The following is a 14,098-nucleotide window of genomic DNA, read 5'->3' on the forward strand; positions in this document are numbered from 1 at the left end:
GAGCCAGCGCGGTCGAGCGCCGCAAGCGCTGGAGGCGACGGTCGCGGCGCGGTCGCTGCGGGCGGCTTCACGACACCGACTCCAAGGCGTCCAGCACTTGCCTGGCGCGTTCGGCCACCGATGCCTGCGGATGCTGGGTGAGGGCGCGGATCTGCACCCGCGCTGCATCGCGCATCGCGAACAATTCGCTGAGTGCCGATTCGCGGCGTTCGATCGGACCTTCGAAGACGTCCTGCGCGAGCGACGCCGCGGTGGCCGCGACCGCGGCGTCGTCGCGTTCGAGGAAAAACGACAACGTCAGTTCCAGCGGCGTGGCATCCGCCAGGTCGAGCGCGCCGTCCTCGCTCGTCGCCAGCTTCAGCGCGCGCCGGCAGGTCAGCGTCAACAGATCGTGTTCGCCGTCGGCGATGGCGCGGCGGCTGTTTTCGAGGGCGACGAACTGATTCAGCAGCAAGCTCTGGCGCCATGGCATGTCCGCCGCGACGACGACCAGGCCGATCGGACCGCCGACATCGGGTACCCCGGCGCAAGGGTCGGCCAGGGTGGTGCCGGCGTCGGCCAGGGTGGCGCGGAACGCGAAGCCTGCGGGACGTTGCTTGGCGCGGTCGCCGCCGACGGCCAAATGCAGGCGGCCCGGGCCTTCGATTTCGACGAAGTAGTTCAGCGTTATCGGCGCTCCTGCGAGCAGGAGGGTGCTGGCGACGCGCAGGCCGGCGCGCACGCGCAGCCCTTCGGTCTCGAACGATTGCAGCGCTTCGTGCTGTTCGGATCGCATGTTCATCTGAAGCGGATCCTGGTGGTGGCCGTGCGCGCGGCGAGCACCGAGTCGGCCGCGGTCACGGTGACCACGCCGGTGAAACCTGCCGGCCGTGTGACGGTGGCAGCGACCGCCACGCCGGGCGGCCCTGCGTTGACGGCCACGACGACGCCTGCCGCCGCGGCGGCAGGATCGACGATGAAGTTGACCACGCGTCCGCCCGGGTTGGCATTGAGGGTGACGACGCTGGTCAAGACGCCGACGGGCACCGGGCTAGGGGCCGCGCGCATGTTGCGCAGGCGCACGGCCTCGACCCTGACGCGGCCGTCGGCACGGCGGTTGGGGAAGATCGTATCGGCCGCGCGCAGGCCGAAGTTGCCGACGCGCAGGCCGGCGGTCAGCGTCGCTGCCGCCGGCAACGCGGCGGGATTGCCCGCGGTCACCGCGCTATCGCCCGCCAATACGCTCCATCGGGCACTGCGTGCGGCGACGGTCGAGGCGACGGTCAACCGCGCCGTTGCCCTGCCGTCCGCGGCCAATGCGGTGGCACCGGCTGCCGTTGGCGTTGCCGTCACCGCGCTGAACACGATGAGTGGATTGCCGGCATACGGATCGTTGCGCGGCGGCGCGGCAACGCCGCCGAAGCGGTGGTCGGTGCGGAACTGGAATCCGGCCGCGGGCGAGCCGCGCAGAGAGCGTTCGTGCACGCCGTCGGCGAAGGTGCGGCTGACCACGGCGCCGGCGCCGCGCCACGACGAGTACTGGAAGCGCTGGCGGAAGTTCCAGAAGCGCGGCAACTGCCGCACGCCGGGTCCGACGAAACGATTGACGTCGATGGCTGGCAGCCCGTCGGCGACGTTGGGCAGGGCGACCGGCGTGACCAGTTGATCGACCCAAGCGTTGGCCGGCACGGCCAAGAGCAGATTGAAGGCGTTGTTGAAGCCGATCGGCGGATTGACCGGAGCGAGATTGAAATCGTTGCGATTGAGAGTGATCAGCTCGCCGACGATGCGGGTCAAGGGCGCATGTGCGGCGTCTGAGGATCGGAAAGTGATGCGGTTCTGCACGCCATAGGGGCCGGCGCCGCCGGCGAAGGTCAACGCGGTCACCCGGGTCGGCACGGCGTTGACGGTGAGTTCCGCCATCAGGCCGGAGGCGCCGACCACGGGTGCGGCGACCGCTTGGGTCTCGTCGAGCCGCGCGCCGGTGGCGGTGTCGGCGATGCGCACGCGGACATCGCCGGTCTGCGCGCCCGGGGTGATGACGTTGCCGGCGACGCGGGCGCCGAGCGCGCGGCGCAAGGTCACCCGCACCGGGCGTCCAGCCGGCGCGGTGATCGCGTTGACGGTGGCGGTGTTGCCGTTGATGCCGTCGCGGTTGGGCTCGGCGGTGCCGGCAGGCGCGGCGCCCGCAACCAATGCCGGAACCGCGGCCAATGCCGGTGCCGCGGCATAGGTCGCACTGGTCACCTGGACCAACCGCACTGCGATGGAATTTGCGTTGTCGGCCGGAGTGCCGGCGACCTCGGCGCGAATCGTCAGCGCCGCGCCGCCGACCACCGTGCCCGGCGGCGGCTGTACGGCGCGGATCCTGACCCGGCGACCGCCTCCCACGACGGATACGCCGGCGGGCGCCGCACCGCCGGGATTGATCGTCCAGGTGAGAGCGCTGCGGCCGGCGACCGTCGCGGTGGCGGTGATGTCGTTGCCGCCGACGCCTAGCTCGGCCGAGGAGACGGCGACGGCGGTCACCAGGGGCGCGGCCTGGGCCTGCATCGGTGCGGCCGCGATGTGTTGCGACAAACCCGATCGTGCCGGCGATGCGCCGGCGCCGAGGTCCTGCTGGACGACGTGGGTCAGCTCGTGCGCGAGCAGATGGCGATGCTCGGCCGCCTCGGGATCGGCGACCTTGGACCCGAACACCAGATTGCGCGCGTAAGTGAAAGCGCGCGCGCCGAGACGGCCGGCCGCGGCCTGCGCGCCGTCGCCGCTGTGCACGCGCACGCCGGAGAAGTCCCACGAGAATGCGTTCTCGAACGCGCTGCGCAGCGATTCCGACAACGGCCGGCCGGGGCCGAGTTCGGCGATGCGCGCGGCCGATGCGGGCGCCTGTGCGGTGTCCTCGCCCGCGGTCGGATCGGTCGGCATGGAAAGCCGTTGGACGGCGGCCTCGGCGATGTGGTCGGCTTCGCGCTCGTGCCCGGTCGCAGCTTCGATGCGCTGCGGCAGCATCGTGGCGGCGAGCGAAACCGGCGCAGGCCGACGCGCCGTCGGCGGTGCGCGCAGGGCAGACGGCTGGCGTAGCAGCGAGGGCCCCGGAGGGACGGTGGCCAGGCTCGGCGCGGCGGCCATGCTCGTCGCCGAACCCGAACCCGAACCCGAACCCGAACCCGGGCCAGCGTTCGCCGCCGTCGTCGAGGCTGCGGGCATGGCGGGCGCGTGTCGCGCGCATTCGCCGCAGGTCGTACCGGCGATGGTGTGGTTGCCGCATTCGCAGCGGCGGGCAAGGACGCCGGCACTCGTCGGGGCCGGCGCCAGCGCCGAAACGGCCTTGAGCGCAGCGTTCTTGCTCATCGTCGGATCTCCCGGCCCAGGGCCGTGGCGACGGAGCCGGCGACGGCGCGCGCCAGCCGCGCGGTTCCGGCATCGGTACGGATCGCCGGCGCCGTCAGCCGCGCCAGCGAGGCACCGCTGCGTGCGTCCGCCAGGCGGCGATCGCCGATCATGCGCGCCAACTCGTCGGTCAAGGTCCGTACGAACTCGCCGCGCTGCGCATCGCCGATGCTCGCGCCATGCACGACGACTCGTTCGATGTGCACACTGACGCTCATCCGAGCCTCCGGCCTGCGTTCGGGGCGAACTCGCTTTCGTTGATCGGCTTGCCGAGCTTGCGCAGTTCCACCCGCAGCGAGGCCAGCAATAGCGGCATCGATACGGCGACGCCGGCCTGGGCGGCCGAAAACGCCGCGTTCAAGGCGATGCTGTGGATGTTGCCGCCGGACAGGCCGAAGCGGGCGAGACGGTCGTAGTCGAGCGTCTCCCTGGGCACCCCGGGCGCGAGCGCTCCGTGCCAGATGCGCGCGCGTTCGTTCGGCCCGGGGAACTGGAAATTGACAACGAAGCGCAGACGGCGCAGGAACGCGCCGTCGAGCGCGGACTTCATGTTGGTGGCCAGGATCGCCAGCCCGGAAAATGCCTCCATGCGTTGCAACAGATAGTTGATCTCGATGTTGGCGTAACGGTCGTGGCTGTCCTTGACTTCGCTGCGCTTGCCGAACAATGCATCGGCCTCGTCGAAGAACAGGATCGCGCCGCCTTGCTCGGCGGCGTCGAACACGCGGCGCAGGTTCTTCTCGGTTTCGCCGATGTACTTGCTGACCACCGAGGACAGATCGATGCGGTACAGATACAGGCGCAGCTCGTTGGCGATGACTTCCGCCGCCATGGTCTTGCCGGTGCCGCTCTCGCCGGCGAACAGGGCGCTGAGCCCCAGGCCGCGATTCATGCGCTGGGCGTAGCCCCATTGCTGGTAGACGCGGTGCCGCTCGTGGACCTGGCCGGCGATCTGGCGCAGCAGGCAGACGGCTTCCTCGCCGAGCACCAGGTCTTCCCAACGCGCCTTGGGCTCCAGACGCTGGGCCAACGAATCCAAGCGCGAGACAGACAGATCGCGGCAGGCTTCCCATGCATCGCCGCCGTGCGCCTGCGCGCTCGCTGCGACTTCGCGGATTTGCTGCAGGTTGAGACGGAAATGCCCGGACAGCGCCTCGGCCTGGCGTTCGCGGTCCGGCACGGCCGTGGGCAGTACCTCGCACCAAGCCGCATGCTGTTCCGCTGCGCTCGGCGGCTGCACTTCGGCCGTCCATTGCACGCCGTCCACGCGCAGCGGCGAAACCGGCAGGCCGACGAAAGCGAGTCCGAGCGGATGCCCGAGCAAGGTCCGCAGGGCGTCCGCGGTTTCGCCGCTGTCGGCATCGAGTTCGTCGGCATCCAGATACAGCGCCACCGGCAGCAACAGGCTTTCGCGGTGCCAGAGCCGGGCCAGGGTTTCCAGTTCGCTGCGCGCGGTCGGCAGCGACCGCACCGGCAAGGTATACAGACGGCAACCGAACGCGGCGCAAGCATGGGCTGCGATCGCGTAGCGGCTGCCGGCGTCGCCGCCGACCAGTTGCACCAGCGGCAATGGGCCGGGATCGCCGTCGGTCTCGTCGCGCTCCGCGCCATGGGCGCGCAGGATGGTCACGACCTGTTCGGCCTGCCGTTGCTGCGAGGGCGCGATCGGCGGCAGCGTCGGCTGATCGCGCAGCACGGCTTCCAGGCGTGCATCGAGCAGGTTCAGACTCTTGGCGTAATTGACCACGCGTTCGTCGGCGCGCAATGCGGCTGCGGTCAGCGGCGTCGCGCCGGGCTGGCTGATCTCGATCAGGCGCAAATGACGCAAGGGGCGCTGCGGTGCGAGCGCGTCCCATACCGGTTGCTCGAACAGGCGCAGCGCCAGCGCGAAACTGGGGTAGGGCGTTCCTTGCACGGCTGCGATCATGTCCGGCAGGGCAGGGTCCAGCTCCATCGCCACGCACAGCAGCAGGGTATCGGTTTCGAACGGGCCCAGGCCGAGCCGTTCGGCCAGCAAGAGCAGGGCTGGAGCCGGTTCGCAGTTCGCCGCGTCCGCACGCGCCGCGGCCGCGGCTTGCTCGTCCGCCGTCGACGGTATCGAGGCCGCCGAGACTTCGATCGGCGCGACCGCGGCGCCGCGCGCGAACCAGCGCGTCGCGCTGCGTTCGCTGGCCGGCGGCGCTTGCGTGGTCGCCGTCGCCAAACGTTGCACCCGCAGCCGCAGCCAATGCAGCGACGCGGTAAGGTAGGCCTGGTTCGCTTCGGCCCAGCGCTCCATTTCGTCGGCCACGCGAGCGTGCATGTCGGTCTCCTGGTCGCCGTGGCGGGTCATGTCACCACCACGGTTTGTTGCGGATCGAACTCGAAGCCGTCGGCTCCGGCGATGCTGGGCAGGCTGTTCAGGCCGTCGACCCGCAAGCGCACCGGGTAGTTGCCGGCGACTACGTCGGGCACGGTGAACTCCAGGACGCTCGCTTCGGCCGGATCGGCGGGCGTGTCGATACTGTCGGCCCGCACCTGGGTGTCGCCGAATACGAGGCGTACACCGTCGTGCTGGGCCGGCAACAAGCGCGGCCGGCATCGGATCGTCAGAGTGAGATCGCCGGTGGGTGCGGCCAACGGCGCCACTTCGATCAGCGGCGCGAGCGCCAACACCACGGTATTGCTGAGCAGCGCCGGTTGTCCCGGCGAGGTTTCGCCGCGCACGCGCACGGCGTATTGCCCGATGCACCAATCCGCCAGCGCGCCGGCATCGCCGGCCGCCGGCAGCGCCACGAGCAGGGAATGTTCGTCTTCGCCTGCACTGGCCGACAAGGCTTGTTGCAGACCGCCGCGTGCGGCTTCGAACATCACCTGTGCGCCGGTGGCGGCCAGTCGCTCGCCACGCAAGCGCAGGACATCGCCCAGGCGTGCCGCAGGCAGCAATTCCGATGCCGCCGGCCGGACTTCGTCGAGGCGAGGGGCGCCCGCGGCGAGAGCCTTCGGGCCGCGGTCGTCGGCACCGCGCTTGAGCACCGGCAGCGCGCTGCGCGCACTTGCGTCGGACTCGATCAGCACCACCGATACCTGGTAAGCCATCGACGGTCGATACCGGGCCTGCATCGCCGTCCACAGTTTGGTCAGATCCTCGGTGTTGAGGTATTTCGGGGTGATCTTGATCCACTCGACCTGGTCGGCGAGGCTCAACGCGGAGAAGTCGCCGAACGGCGGCGCCGGCGGCCCGAGCACGATGCGCAACTGCGCGCGGCTCAGGGTCGGCGTTTCGTGCAGGAATTGCATGCCCAGGCCGAGCAGGGCTTCGGCCGCCAAGTCCTGGGCGCCGTAAGCGGTGAGCAGGTAATGCAGATCCAGAGCCAGCGGCGGCGTGCCCGTGCGGATGCCGGCGCCGTCGCGGGCGGGCAGTTCCTGGTTGCGCCAACCGCTGTTCGGGGTGACCTGATAGAGAAACAGATTGAGCTGATTGGGCTCGGTCTGGCCGGTGGTGATGCGATCGGGCGGCAAGGCGCTGACGCTGACGCTGCCTATCGCCGACAGATCGAGCCCGAGCAGACCGTTGCCGATCAGGTCCTTCAATCCTGCGGTGACGGCGGCGATGGCCAGCGCGTTGCTCATGGCCGACCTCCATGACGCCGGCGCAGGTAATCGTCGAGGCCGAGTTTCGGTTCCCGCGTCGGGCCCGGCGCGGATGCGCCAGCCGCTGCGCTCGGCGCGACGGCTCCGATCTCGAGTCGCCCGATGGTGACGTGTATCGGCGCCGGAGACGATGCGATCGGCGCAAGCGACATCGCAGCCGCGCGGCCCGGGTTCGCCACCGGCGCGGCCGGCGCCGCATCGCGTCTGCGCGACATGGGGCTGGGCAGGGCTGCCGGGACGCTCAGGCGTTGCGGCTCCGCGCCTGGTTCGTGGATATGCAGGGCGGTGGCCGCTCTTGCAGCGCCCGCTTGCGCTTGCGACCGCGTGTGTTCGATGCGGGTCAGACGCTCGACCCGTTCGATGTGTTCGACGCGGGCGACCCGTTCGACGTGATCGCTGCGTTCGCTGCGCGGCCTGGATTCGGGGGCGTCGGCGACGTCCGTCGGGCCGATCGGTCTGCTCCGGTTCGCACGCGCCTGCGGATGGCGCTGCGCAGCGGAACCGGACTCGTCGTGTACGGCCGGGTTGTGGGGGCGGTAAGGCGATCCCATCGGGGCGGAAAGTGTCGCCGGCACCGACAGCGGCGCCGGCGCCGAGGCGGCGATGGTCAGCGTGGGGGCCGCGACGGGGAGCGCCGTTTCGGATCTCGGCAGCGCAGGAGCGTTCTCCACCTGCGCGTGTTCGTCGATCGCACTCGGCCTGGCGAGCGACGCCATGGGCGCCGGTGCCGGCGCGGCGACGATCGTTTCGACGATGTCCGGAGCCGGGCCCGAGGGCTGCCGTGGCTCGAACAATGAGGGCCGACGACGGGTCAGCAGAGGTGCCTGCTGGCGGCTCCGCGCCACCACGCGATCGAGGAAGCCGTCGGCATCCGCGTGAGGACGCGCCGGACCGCGCCCGTCGCCGGCCGGGTCGTTGCGGGCGCTCATGCTTGCACCATGTCGAGATAGAAGCGACGCCGGGCCGGCGCCATGGCGAGAATGTCGCGCTCGCTCCAGGCGTAGTTGCGCGCCAGTACATGGACTTCGGCGAGCAGATCCTGCGCCCAGTCGTCCAGTTCCTCCCACAGGTAGCCGGCGACGTCCAGAGACGCCGACCAGGCGTGCCGGCAGGAGGGGCATTCGACGGCCAGCTGCAGATCCGCGAGCGGGTCGTGATCGGCCATCGCGGCGATGAGGCGTCGCCGCAGCGGCGCCGGCAACTGCGCCGCGGCCACCGCCTCCCGGCCGCAATGCGCGCTGACGACGCAGCGTTGCAACAGCAGGGCCACGCTTTCGCCTTGGCCGGCGGTGTCGTCCAGCGCGTCGATGTCGTCGCTGCAGGGCGGGCGGAAATAGACCCGGTAGTCCCGGTGCTTGAGCAGCGAGGGCTCGCGCGGCGCCGGCATCTGCGCGGGCAAGGGACAAACCTCGCCGGCGTCGAAGTCGGTTTCGAGGCGGTCGCCGCAGGCAGGGCATGCGGCGACGGCGTGCAGGCGTCCGCCGAACAAGCCTTTCTGGAGCAGGAGCAGGCAGGCGTCGCGATCGCCGAGGCAGAGTCCGCGCCAATGCGAACGATCGTATTCGGGCCATACCGCCGCCAGCAGACCGAGCGCGCGTTCTGCCGGCGATGCCGAGTACGCGGTTTCCCATGCGCGCAGCAAGGCTTCGATCATGCTCGAGGCGGAGGTCGCCGCAGCGCGCGGTGCTGGCGTGCCGGCGGCACTCATGCAGGCTCCGTGAAGCTCGGTTCGGCCGGCTCGACCACATCGACGTCGCGCTCCCAGCCTTCGTTTTCCAGCTTCAGCCGCTGGATCGCGACCGCGTTGGCGTTGGCGTCGAGATCGGGCAGCGACTGGAACTCGGAGACCCAACAGCGATACACCTTGTAGGCGATGGCGAGCTGGCCGGCTTCGTTGTAGACCTCGATGATCAGGTCCTTGCGGAAGTCCTTGAGCGAAACCTCCGAACCCAGGCCGGCACCGTAGTTCCAGACCTTGTTCGCCCATTGCTCGAATTCCTTGTCGTGGGTGACGCCGCGTTCGAGGGTGACCGCTTCGAACTCGGTGCGCCCCGGCGATTTGCGGCTGCTGCTGGGGTCGCCGCCGTCGCGGTGCTTGACCACCTCGGTACTGCGTTTGAGCGCGCTGACCTTGCTGATGCCGGCGACGTATTTGTTGTCCCACTTGACCCTGAACTTGAAGTTCTTGTACGGGTCGAAGCGCTGCGCATTGACGGTGAACTGGGCCATGGAAGTGCTCCTGAGGCGTGGATGAGAGACTCAGACGTCGATCTGGCCGGCGATCTGCTGGATGCGCAGGACCACGAATTCGGCCGGTTTCAACGGCGCGAAGCCGACCACGACGTTGACCACGCCCAGGTTGATGTCGTTCTGGGTGGTGGTGTCCTTGTCGCAGCGGACGAAGTAGGCGTCGCGCGGCGAGCTGCCCTGGAACGCGCCCTGCCGGAACAGGTTGTGCATGAAGGCGCCGACGTTGAGGCGGATCTGCGCCCACAGCGGTTCGTCGTTGGGTTCGAACACCACCCACTTCAGGCCGCGGAACAGGCTCTCCTCGATGAACAAGGCGGTGCGGCGCACCGGCGTGTATTTGTATTCGTCGGCGAGTTGGTCGGCGCCGCGCAGGGTACGCGCGCCCCAGACCACGCGGCCGCTGGCCGGCATCGCCCGCAGGCAATTGATGCCGAGGGGGTTGAGCTCGCCGTTTTCGGCGTCGGTCAGCGGCACCGACAGCTGCGGCACGCCGACCAGGGTCGCGTCGAGACCGGCCGGTGCCTTCCACACGCCGCGGCTGGCGTCGGTGCGGGCGAAGATGCCGGCGACCGCGCCGCAGGGAGCGAAGCTCTCGATGCCGTTGTCGCGCAGCAGGTTGGGCTGGCGCAGGCGCGGGAAGAAGATCGCGGCATTGCGGCTCTTGGGATCGGCGACGCTGTCGAGGCCGGCGATCGCCGCCTCCTTGCTGGTCCAGCCGCTCGGCGGATCGATGACGTGGAAAGCGCGGCGCCGCTCGCAATAGGCGGTCGCGGCCGAGAGCACGATCGGTTCGGCGTCGAACTGGATGCCGTCGACGCTCTTGTACGGCGGAATGCACAACAGGTTGAACAGGTCGGACTGTTCGAGCGCGTACAGGCCCTTCTTCAACTGCATGCCCTGGTCGGGCAGGAAGTGCAGCGCGCCCAGGTGGCCGCCGTCGGAGGCGGCCTGGTCGGCTTCTTCGTATTTCACCGCCAGCGCCGCGCGCTTGTTCTCCCAGAGCGTGCGTGCGGCGTCGATATCGGCTTGCGACGCGCCGCCCTTGATCAGGTCGTCGAGCTCGGTCTTGGCATCGCCGACCTCGGCTTCGGCGGCAGTGATCGCATCGGTGCCGGCGCTGACCGACCCCGGCAAGGCGCCCTTGACCCGCGCCAGGGCCGATTCGGATTCGAGTACCCGGTCGATGCGGCGCGGGCTTTCGACCACGGTGACGTTGAGATAGGTTTCCACCGCGCCGCCCGGGCTGGCGTCGCGTATGGTCAGGTTGAACAACTCGGATGGGGCCACGCCGAAAGCCAGTGCGACCTCGGCGTTGGGCGAGGCGACGATCTCGCCGCGCAACTTGCCGCCCCAGGCACCCTCGTAGGCGGCTTCCAGCGACAGTTCCTTGATCGTCAGCGGCGCGCGCGCGGGCGCGATGCTGGCCTTGGCCGCCTTCTGCACCGTTTGCGCGGTCGCATCGGGTTCTTCCGACGCCCCCTTTGCGACCAGGGCGACCGCTTTGGCGGCGCTTTTCTCCGGGTCGTTGGGGTAGGTGTTGGCCTTGGTCTCCGCCGCCGTGGCCGCCGCGGCGGCACTGTCGCCGGTCGCGGCCGCGGCGACCGCGATCGCGGCCGCTTCGGCGGCGGGACTGGCGAAGCTGGCGGTGTTGGAAGCGTACAGGCGCACGATGATCGCCTGGCTGCCGCCGTTGAGGAAGAAGTCGCGCACCGCGTAGCCGAGTTGGCTCTGCAGCCACAGTCCTCCGTAACGACGTTCGAAGTCGCCGAAGCTGTTGATCACGATCGCACGGTCGACCGGCCCGCGCCGGGCGCGTCCCACGAAGGCGGTGATCGAGGTCGCGACCCCGGTGATGGTGCGGACTCCGCTAGGAATCTCCTCGACGTAGACGCCCGGGTAGGTGAGCGCAGCTGGCATGACCATTCTCCTTGCTGGGTTCGTGGAATCAGGGTGCGGGGGGCGTCGGCGCGCGGCCGAGCGAGTACAGCGTGGTGCCGTCGGGCAGGCGACGCAGGCGCAACGCGCCGTCGTCGACCAGCCGTTCGAGGGTCGCTTCGATGCGCGCGTGGGCGGTGACGTAGCGTTGCTGCGGCAACCACCATTGGACGATGCCGTCGAGCGTGTCGGCGGCGAGCGGATGCGCGCCGATATAGCCGAGCACGGCGGCTTCGATTTCTGCGTCGCGTTCCTGCGCTCGCTGCGGCGTCGTCATTGCTGCGTTTCCTTGCTCCGACGTGGGATAGCAAGCAATCGCCGTGCCAACTTTTCCGCGGCTGCGGCGAGCGGCGAGCAAATTGCGGCAAGGCCATGAAAAACCGAGCGAAGCCGGCTCGCAGGCGGCAGGCCGGCGTGGTACGCGGGCGAGGCCGGCGCAGACGTCCGGGTGCGCGCGCACCCATATCGCCGGGTGCGTGCGGACACCTTCGGGGTTCAGCCGGCGCGCAAGCGGTCGCCGTGGATGCCGTGGCGCTTGAGCAGCTTGCCCAGGTGCCGGCGCTCGGTGCGCGAGATCTCGGCGGCGTGGCTGATGTTGCCCTTGGCCTGTTGCATCAAGCCGATCAGGTAGGTGCGCTCGAACACTTCGATCGCTCGGCGCTTGGCCGAGGCGAAACCTTGTTCGTGCGGGATCGGATCGAGCGGCGCCGGTTCGGCCGGCGCCTGCGCTTCGGCATGCGCCGTCGCATCGGTCAGGCTCAGCTCCTCCACGCCGATCTCGGCCCGGTCCGAGCGCAGGCAGGCGCGCAGGATCGCGTTCTCCAGCTCGCGCACGTTACCGGGCCAGCGTTGCCGGGCCAGCGCCTGCAACGCCGCGGGACTCCATTCGCGTGGCGGCATGTCCTGATCGCGCACGACTTCCCGCAGCAGATGCCGGGCGAGCAGGGCGATGTCGTCGCCGCGTTCGCGCAACGGCGGAAGGGCCACGTACAAGGCGTTCAGGCGATACAGCAGGTCGCGGCGGAAGTGCCCGGCCTCGACCGCCGCGAGCAGGGAGATATTGGTCGCCGCGACGATACGCACGTCGGCCACTCGCAGCGGACGTTCGCCGATCGCGCGATACTCGCCGTTCTGCAGGAAGCGCAGCAGGATGGTCTGAGCACGCGCGGACAGGGAGTCGATCTCGTCGAGGAACAAGGTGCCGCCGTTCGCATATTCGACCAGCCCGGGCTCGCTGGTACGCGCATCGGTAAAGGCGCCGCGGCGATGGCCGAACAGTTCCGATTCGAGCAACGAATCGGGTAGGGCGCCGCAATTGACCGGAACGAACGGCCCCAGGCTGCGCGTGCTGGCGTAGTGGACCTCGCGCGCGGCCAGTTCCTTGCCGGTGCCGGTCTCGCCTTCGATCAGGATCGGCGCATTGCAACCGGCGTAACGTCGCAGCAGGCGCCGGATGGCCTGCATCGGCTCGGACTCGCCGATCATCGACATAGACGGTCCCGTCGGCTTCGTTGCGGAAGTCCGTTGCATGAGACATCTTCCTTGTCGCTTGGCCTCCGGCGCGGGCGCCGAAGCGGGGGAGACGGGCCGCAGCCGCGGCCACCTGCTAGGGAACGTAGGCGATGGCCGACGGCGGCCAAACCGGGCAAACGCCCGGGCCCTGGCCGTTTCGGCCCCCTGTCGCGCCGTGCCGCTGCGGCCTGCATCAAGGATGCGCAAACGCGTTGAAATTCGTCGAAAGCGCGAGGTAAGCGGCCATGACGCGGCCCCGGGCCGTACCGGTCGGCGGCGCAGGCGCGCTGCACGCGTCCTGTCCACGCTTGCGCGCACCGACGGCGGCGACTAGCGTGTCGGCGGTCCGCGCTTCGCGCCGTTACGAATCCATCTCATGACCTCCCGCCGTCGTTTCCTGCACAGCTCGTTGCTCGCCGCCACTTCCGCTGCCTTGCCGGCATTCGCCGCCACCGGGCAGGCCCCGGGCCGAGGCAGTGCCGGCGCGAAGCTGGTGTCGACCTGGGACTTCGGCGTCGGCGCCAACCAGGCCGCCTGGCCGGTGCTCGCTGCCGGCGGCTCGGCGCTCGATGCGGTCGAGGCCGGCGCCCGCTGGGCCGAAGCGGATCTGTGCAACAACACCGTCGGCCGCTGCGGCAACCCCGATCGCGACGGCGTGCTGACCCTGGACGCCAGCATCATGGACGGCGACGGCCGTTGCGGCGCGGTCGCCGCGCTCGAAGACATCGCCCATCCGGTCAGCGTTGCGCGCCGGGTCATGGAGCGCACGCCGCATGTGCTGCTGGTCGGCGCCGGTGCGCAACAGTTCGCGATCGAGCAGGGCTTTCCGAAGCAAGCCCTGCTGACCGACAAGGCCCGCGCGGCGTGGCAGGAATGGCGCAAGACCTCGAAGTACGAGCCGAAGATCAACGCCGAGCGCCTCGACACCGCCAAGCCCGGCGACAGCAGCAACCACGACACCCTCGGCATCCTCGCCATCGACGCCAGCGGCAAGCTCGCCGGCGCCTGCACCACCAGCGGCATGGCCTGGAAACTGCACGGCCGGGTCGGCGACAGCCCCATCCTCGGCGCCGGCCTGTACGTCGACAACGAAGTCGGCGCGGCGACCGCGTCCGGTGTCGGCGAGGAAATGCTGCGCAACGCCGCGAGCTTCCTGGTGGTCGAACTTATGCGCCAGGGCCGCAGCCCCGACGAGGCCTGCCGCGAAGCGATCGACCGATTGGTGCGCAAGCGCCCGCAGGCGAGCAAGACCTTGCAGGTCTGTTTCCTGGCGATCAACAAGCACGGCGAAGTCGGCGCGCACGCGCTGCATCGCGGTTTCGTCTACGCGGTTTGCGATGCCGGCAAACGCGATGCCTTGCTCGACTCGCGCTCGGTCTATACGACCGAACAGACGTGA

At 69.8% G+C, this 14,098-nt stretch carries 12 protein-coding genes; 1 reads left to right on the forward strand and 11 read right to left on the reverse strand.

The window, feature by feature from the left end; genetic code table 11:
• Window positions 1-67: 67 nt before the first annotated feature.
• The 11 genes from GLA29479_RS07965 to GLA29479_RS08015 form a co-directional block, all read right to left on the reverse strand.
• Window positions 68-781 (reverse strand): hypothetical protein, encoded by a 714-nt coding sequence (locus tag GLA29479_RS07965; protein WP_057971281.1) that lies wholly within the window; start codon window positions 779-781, stop codon window positions 68-70.
• A complete protein-coding gene (locus GLA29479_RS07970; protein ID WP_057971282.1) occupies window positions 778-3,330 on the reverse strand; it encodes an eCIS core domain-containing protein in 2,553 nt (850 codons plus the stop codon). Before GLA29479_RS07970 ends, GLA29479_RS07965 begins: the two co-directional genes overlap by 4 nt.
• A complete protein-coding gene (locus GLA29479_RS07975; protein ID WP_057918125.1) occupies window positions 3,327-3,587 on the reverse strand; it encodes a hypothetical protein in 261 nt (86 codons plus the stop codon). Before GLA29479_RS07975 ends, GLA29479_RS07970 begins: the two co-directional genes overlap by 4 nt.
• Window positions 3,584-5,671, reverse strand: coding sequence for an ATP-binding protein (locus tag GLA29479_RS07980; RefSeq protein WP_057973108.1), 2,088 nt, complete (start codon window positions 5,669-5,671; stop codon window positions 3,584-3,586). The genes GLA29479_RS07975 and GLA29479_RS07980 overlap by 4 nt, the downstream gene beginning before the upstream one ends.
• Before the next feature lie 26 nt (window positions 5,672-5,697).
• Window positions 5,698-6,981 (reverse strand): Pvc16 family protein, encoded by a 1,284-nt coding sequence (locus GLA29479_RS25210; protein ID WP_057971283.1) that lies wholly within the window; start codon window positions 6,979-6,981, stop codon window positions 5,698-5,700.
• The gene (locus GLA29479_RS25215) at window positions 6,978-7,931 is read right to left on the reverse strand and encodes a hypothetical protein (protein WP_057971284.1); all 954 of its coding nucleotides are present in this window, start codon (window positions 7,929-7,931) and stop codon (window positions 6,978-6,980) included. Before GLA29479_RS25215 ends, GLA29479_RS25210 begins: the two co-directional genes overlap by 4 nt.
• Complete coding sequence (locus GLA29479_RS07995) at window positions 7,928-8,710, reverse strand: hypothetical protein (RefSeq protein ID WP_057971285.1); 783 nt, start codon at window positions 8,708-8,710, stop codon at window positions 7,928-7,930. Before GLA29479_RS07995 ends, GLA29479_RS25215 begins: the two co-directional genes overlap by 4 nt.
• Complete coding sequence (locus tag GLA29479_RS08000; RefSeq protein WP_031372341.1) at window positions 8,707-9,231, reverse strand: phage tail protein; 525 nt, start codon at window positions 9,229-9,231, stop codon at window positions 8,707-8,709. Before GLA29479_RS08000 ends, GLA29479_RS07995 begins: the two co-directional genes overlap by 4 nt.
• Before the next feature lie 30 nt (window positions 9,232-9,261).
• A complete protein-coding gene (locus GLA29479_RS25725; RefSeq protein WP_057973109.1) occupies window positions 9,262-11,169 on the reverse strand; it encodes a phage tail sheath family protein in 1,908 nt (635 codons plus the stop codon).
• Window positions 11,170-11,197: 28 nt separating this feature from the next.
• The gene (locus GLA29479_RS08010) at window positions 11,198-11,464 is read right to left on the reverse strand and encodes a hypothetical protein (protein ID WP_057918120.1); all 267 of its coding nucleotides are present in this window, start codon (window positions 11,462-11,464) and stop codon (window positions 11,198-11,200) included.
• 218 nt (window positions 11,465-11,682) lie between these two features.
• Entirely contained in the window at window positions 11,683-12,678 is a 996-nt protein-coding gene (locus tag GLA29479_RS08015; protein WP_248842813.1) for a sigma 54-interacting transcriptional regulator, read from the reverse strand.
• A gap of 397 nt (window positions 12,679-13,075) precedes the next feature.
• Between GLA29479_RS08015 and GLA29479_RS08020 the strand changes: the two genes are divergently transcribed.
• A complete protein-coding gene (locus GLA29479_RS08020; protein WP_057971286.1) occupies window positions 13,076-14,098 on the forward strand; it encodes a glycosylasparaginase in 1,023 nt (340 codons plus the stop codon).

It is taken from the genome of Lysobacter antibioticus (assembly GCF_001442535.1).
In the GTDB taxonomy this organism is placed as follows: Bacteria; Pseudomonadota; Gammaproteobacteria; order Xanthomonadales; family Xanthomonadaceae; genus Lysobacter; species Lysobacter antibioticus.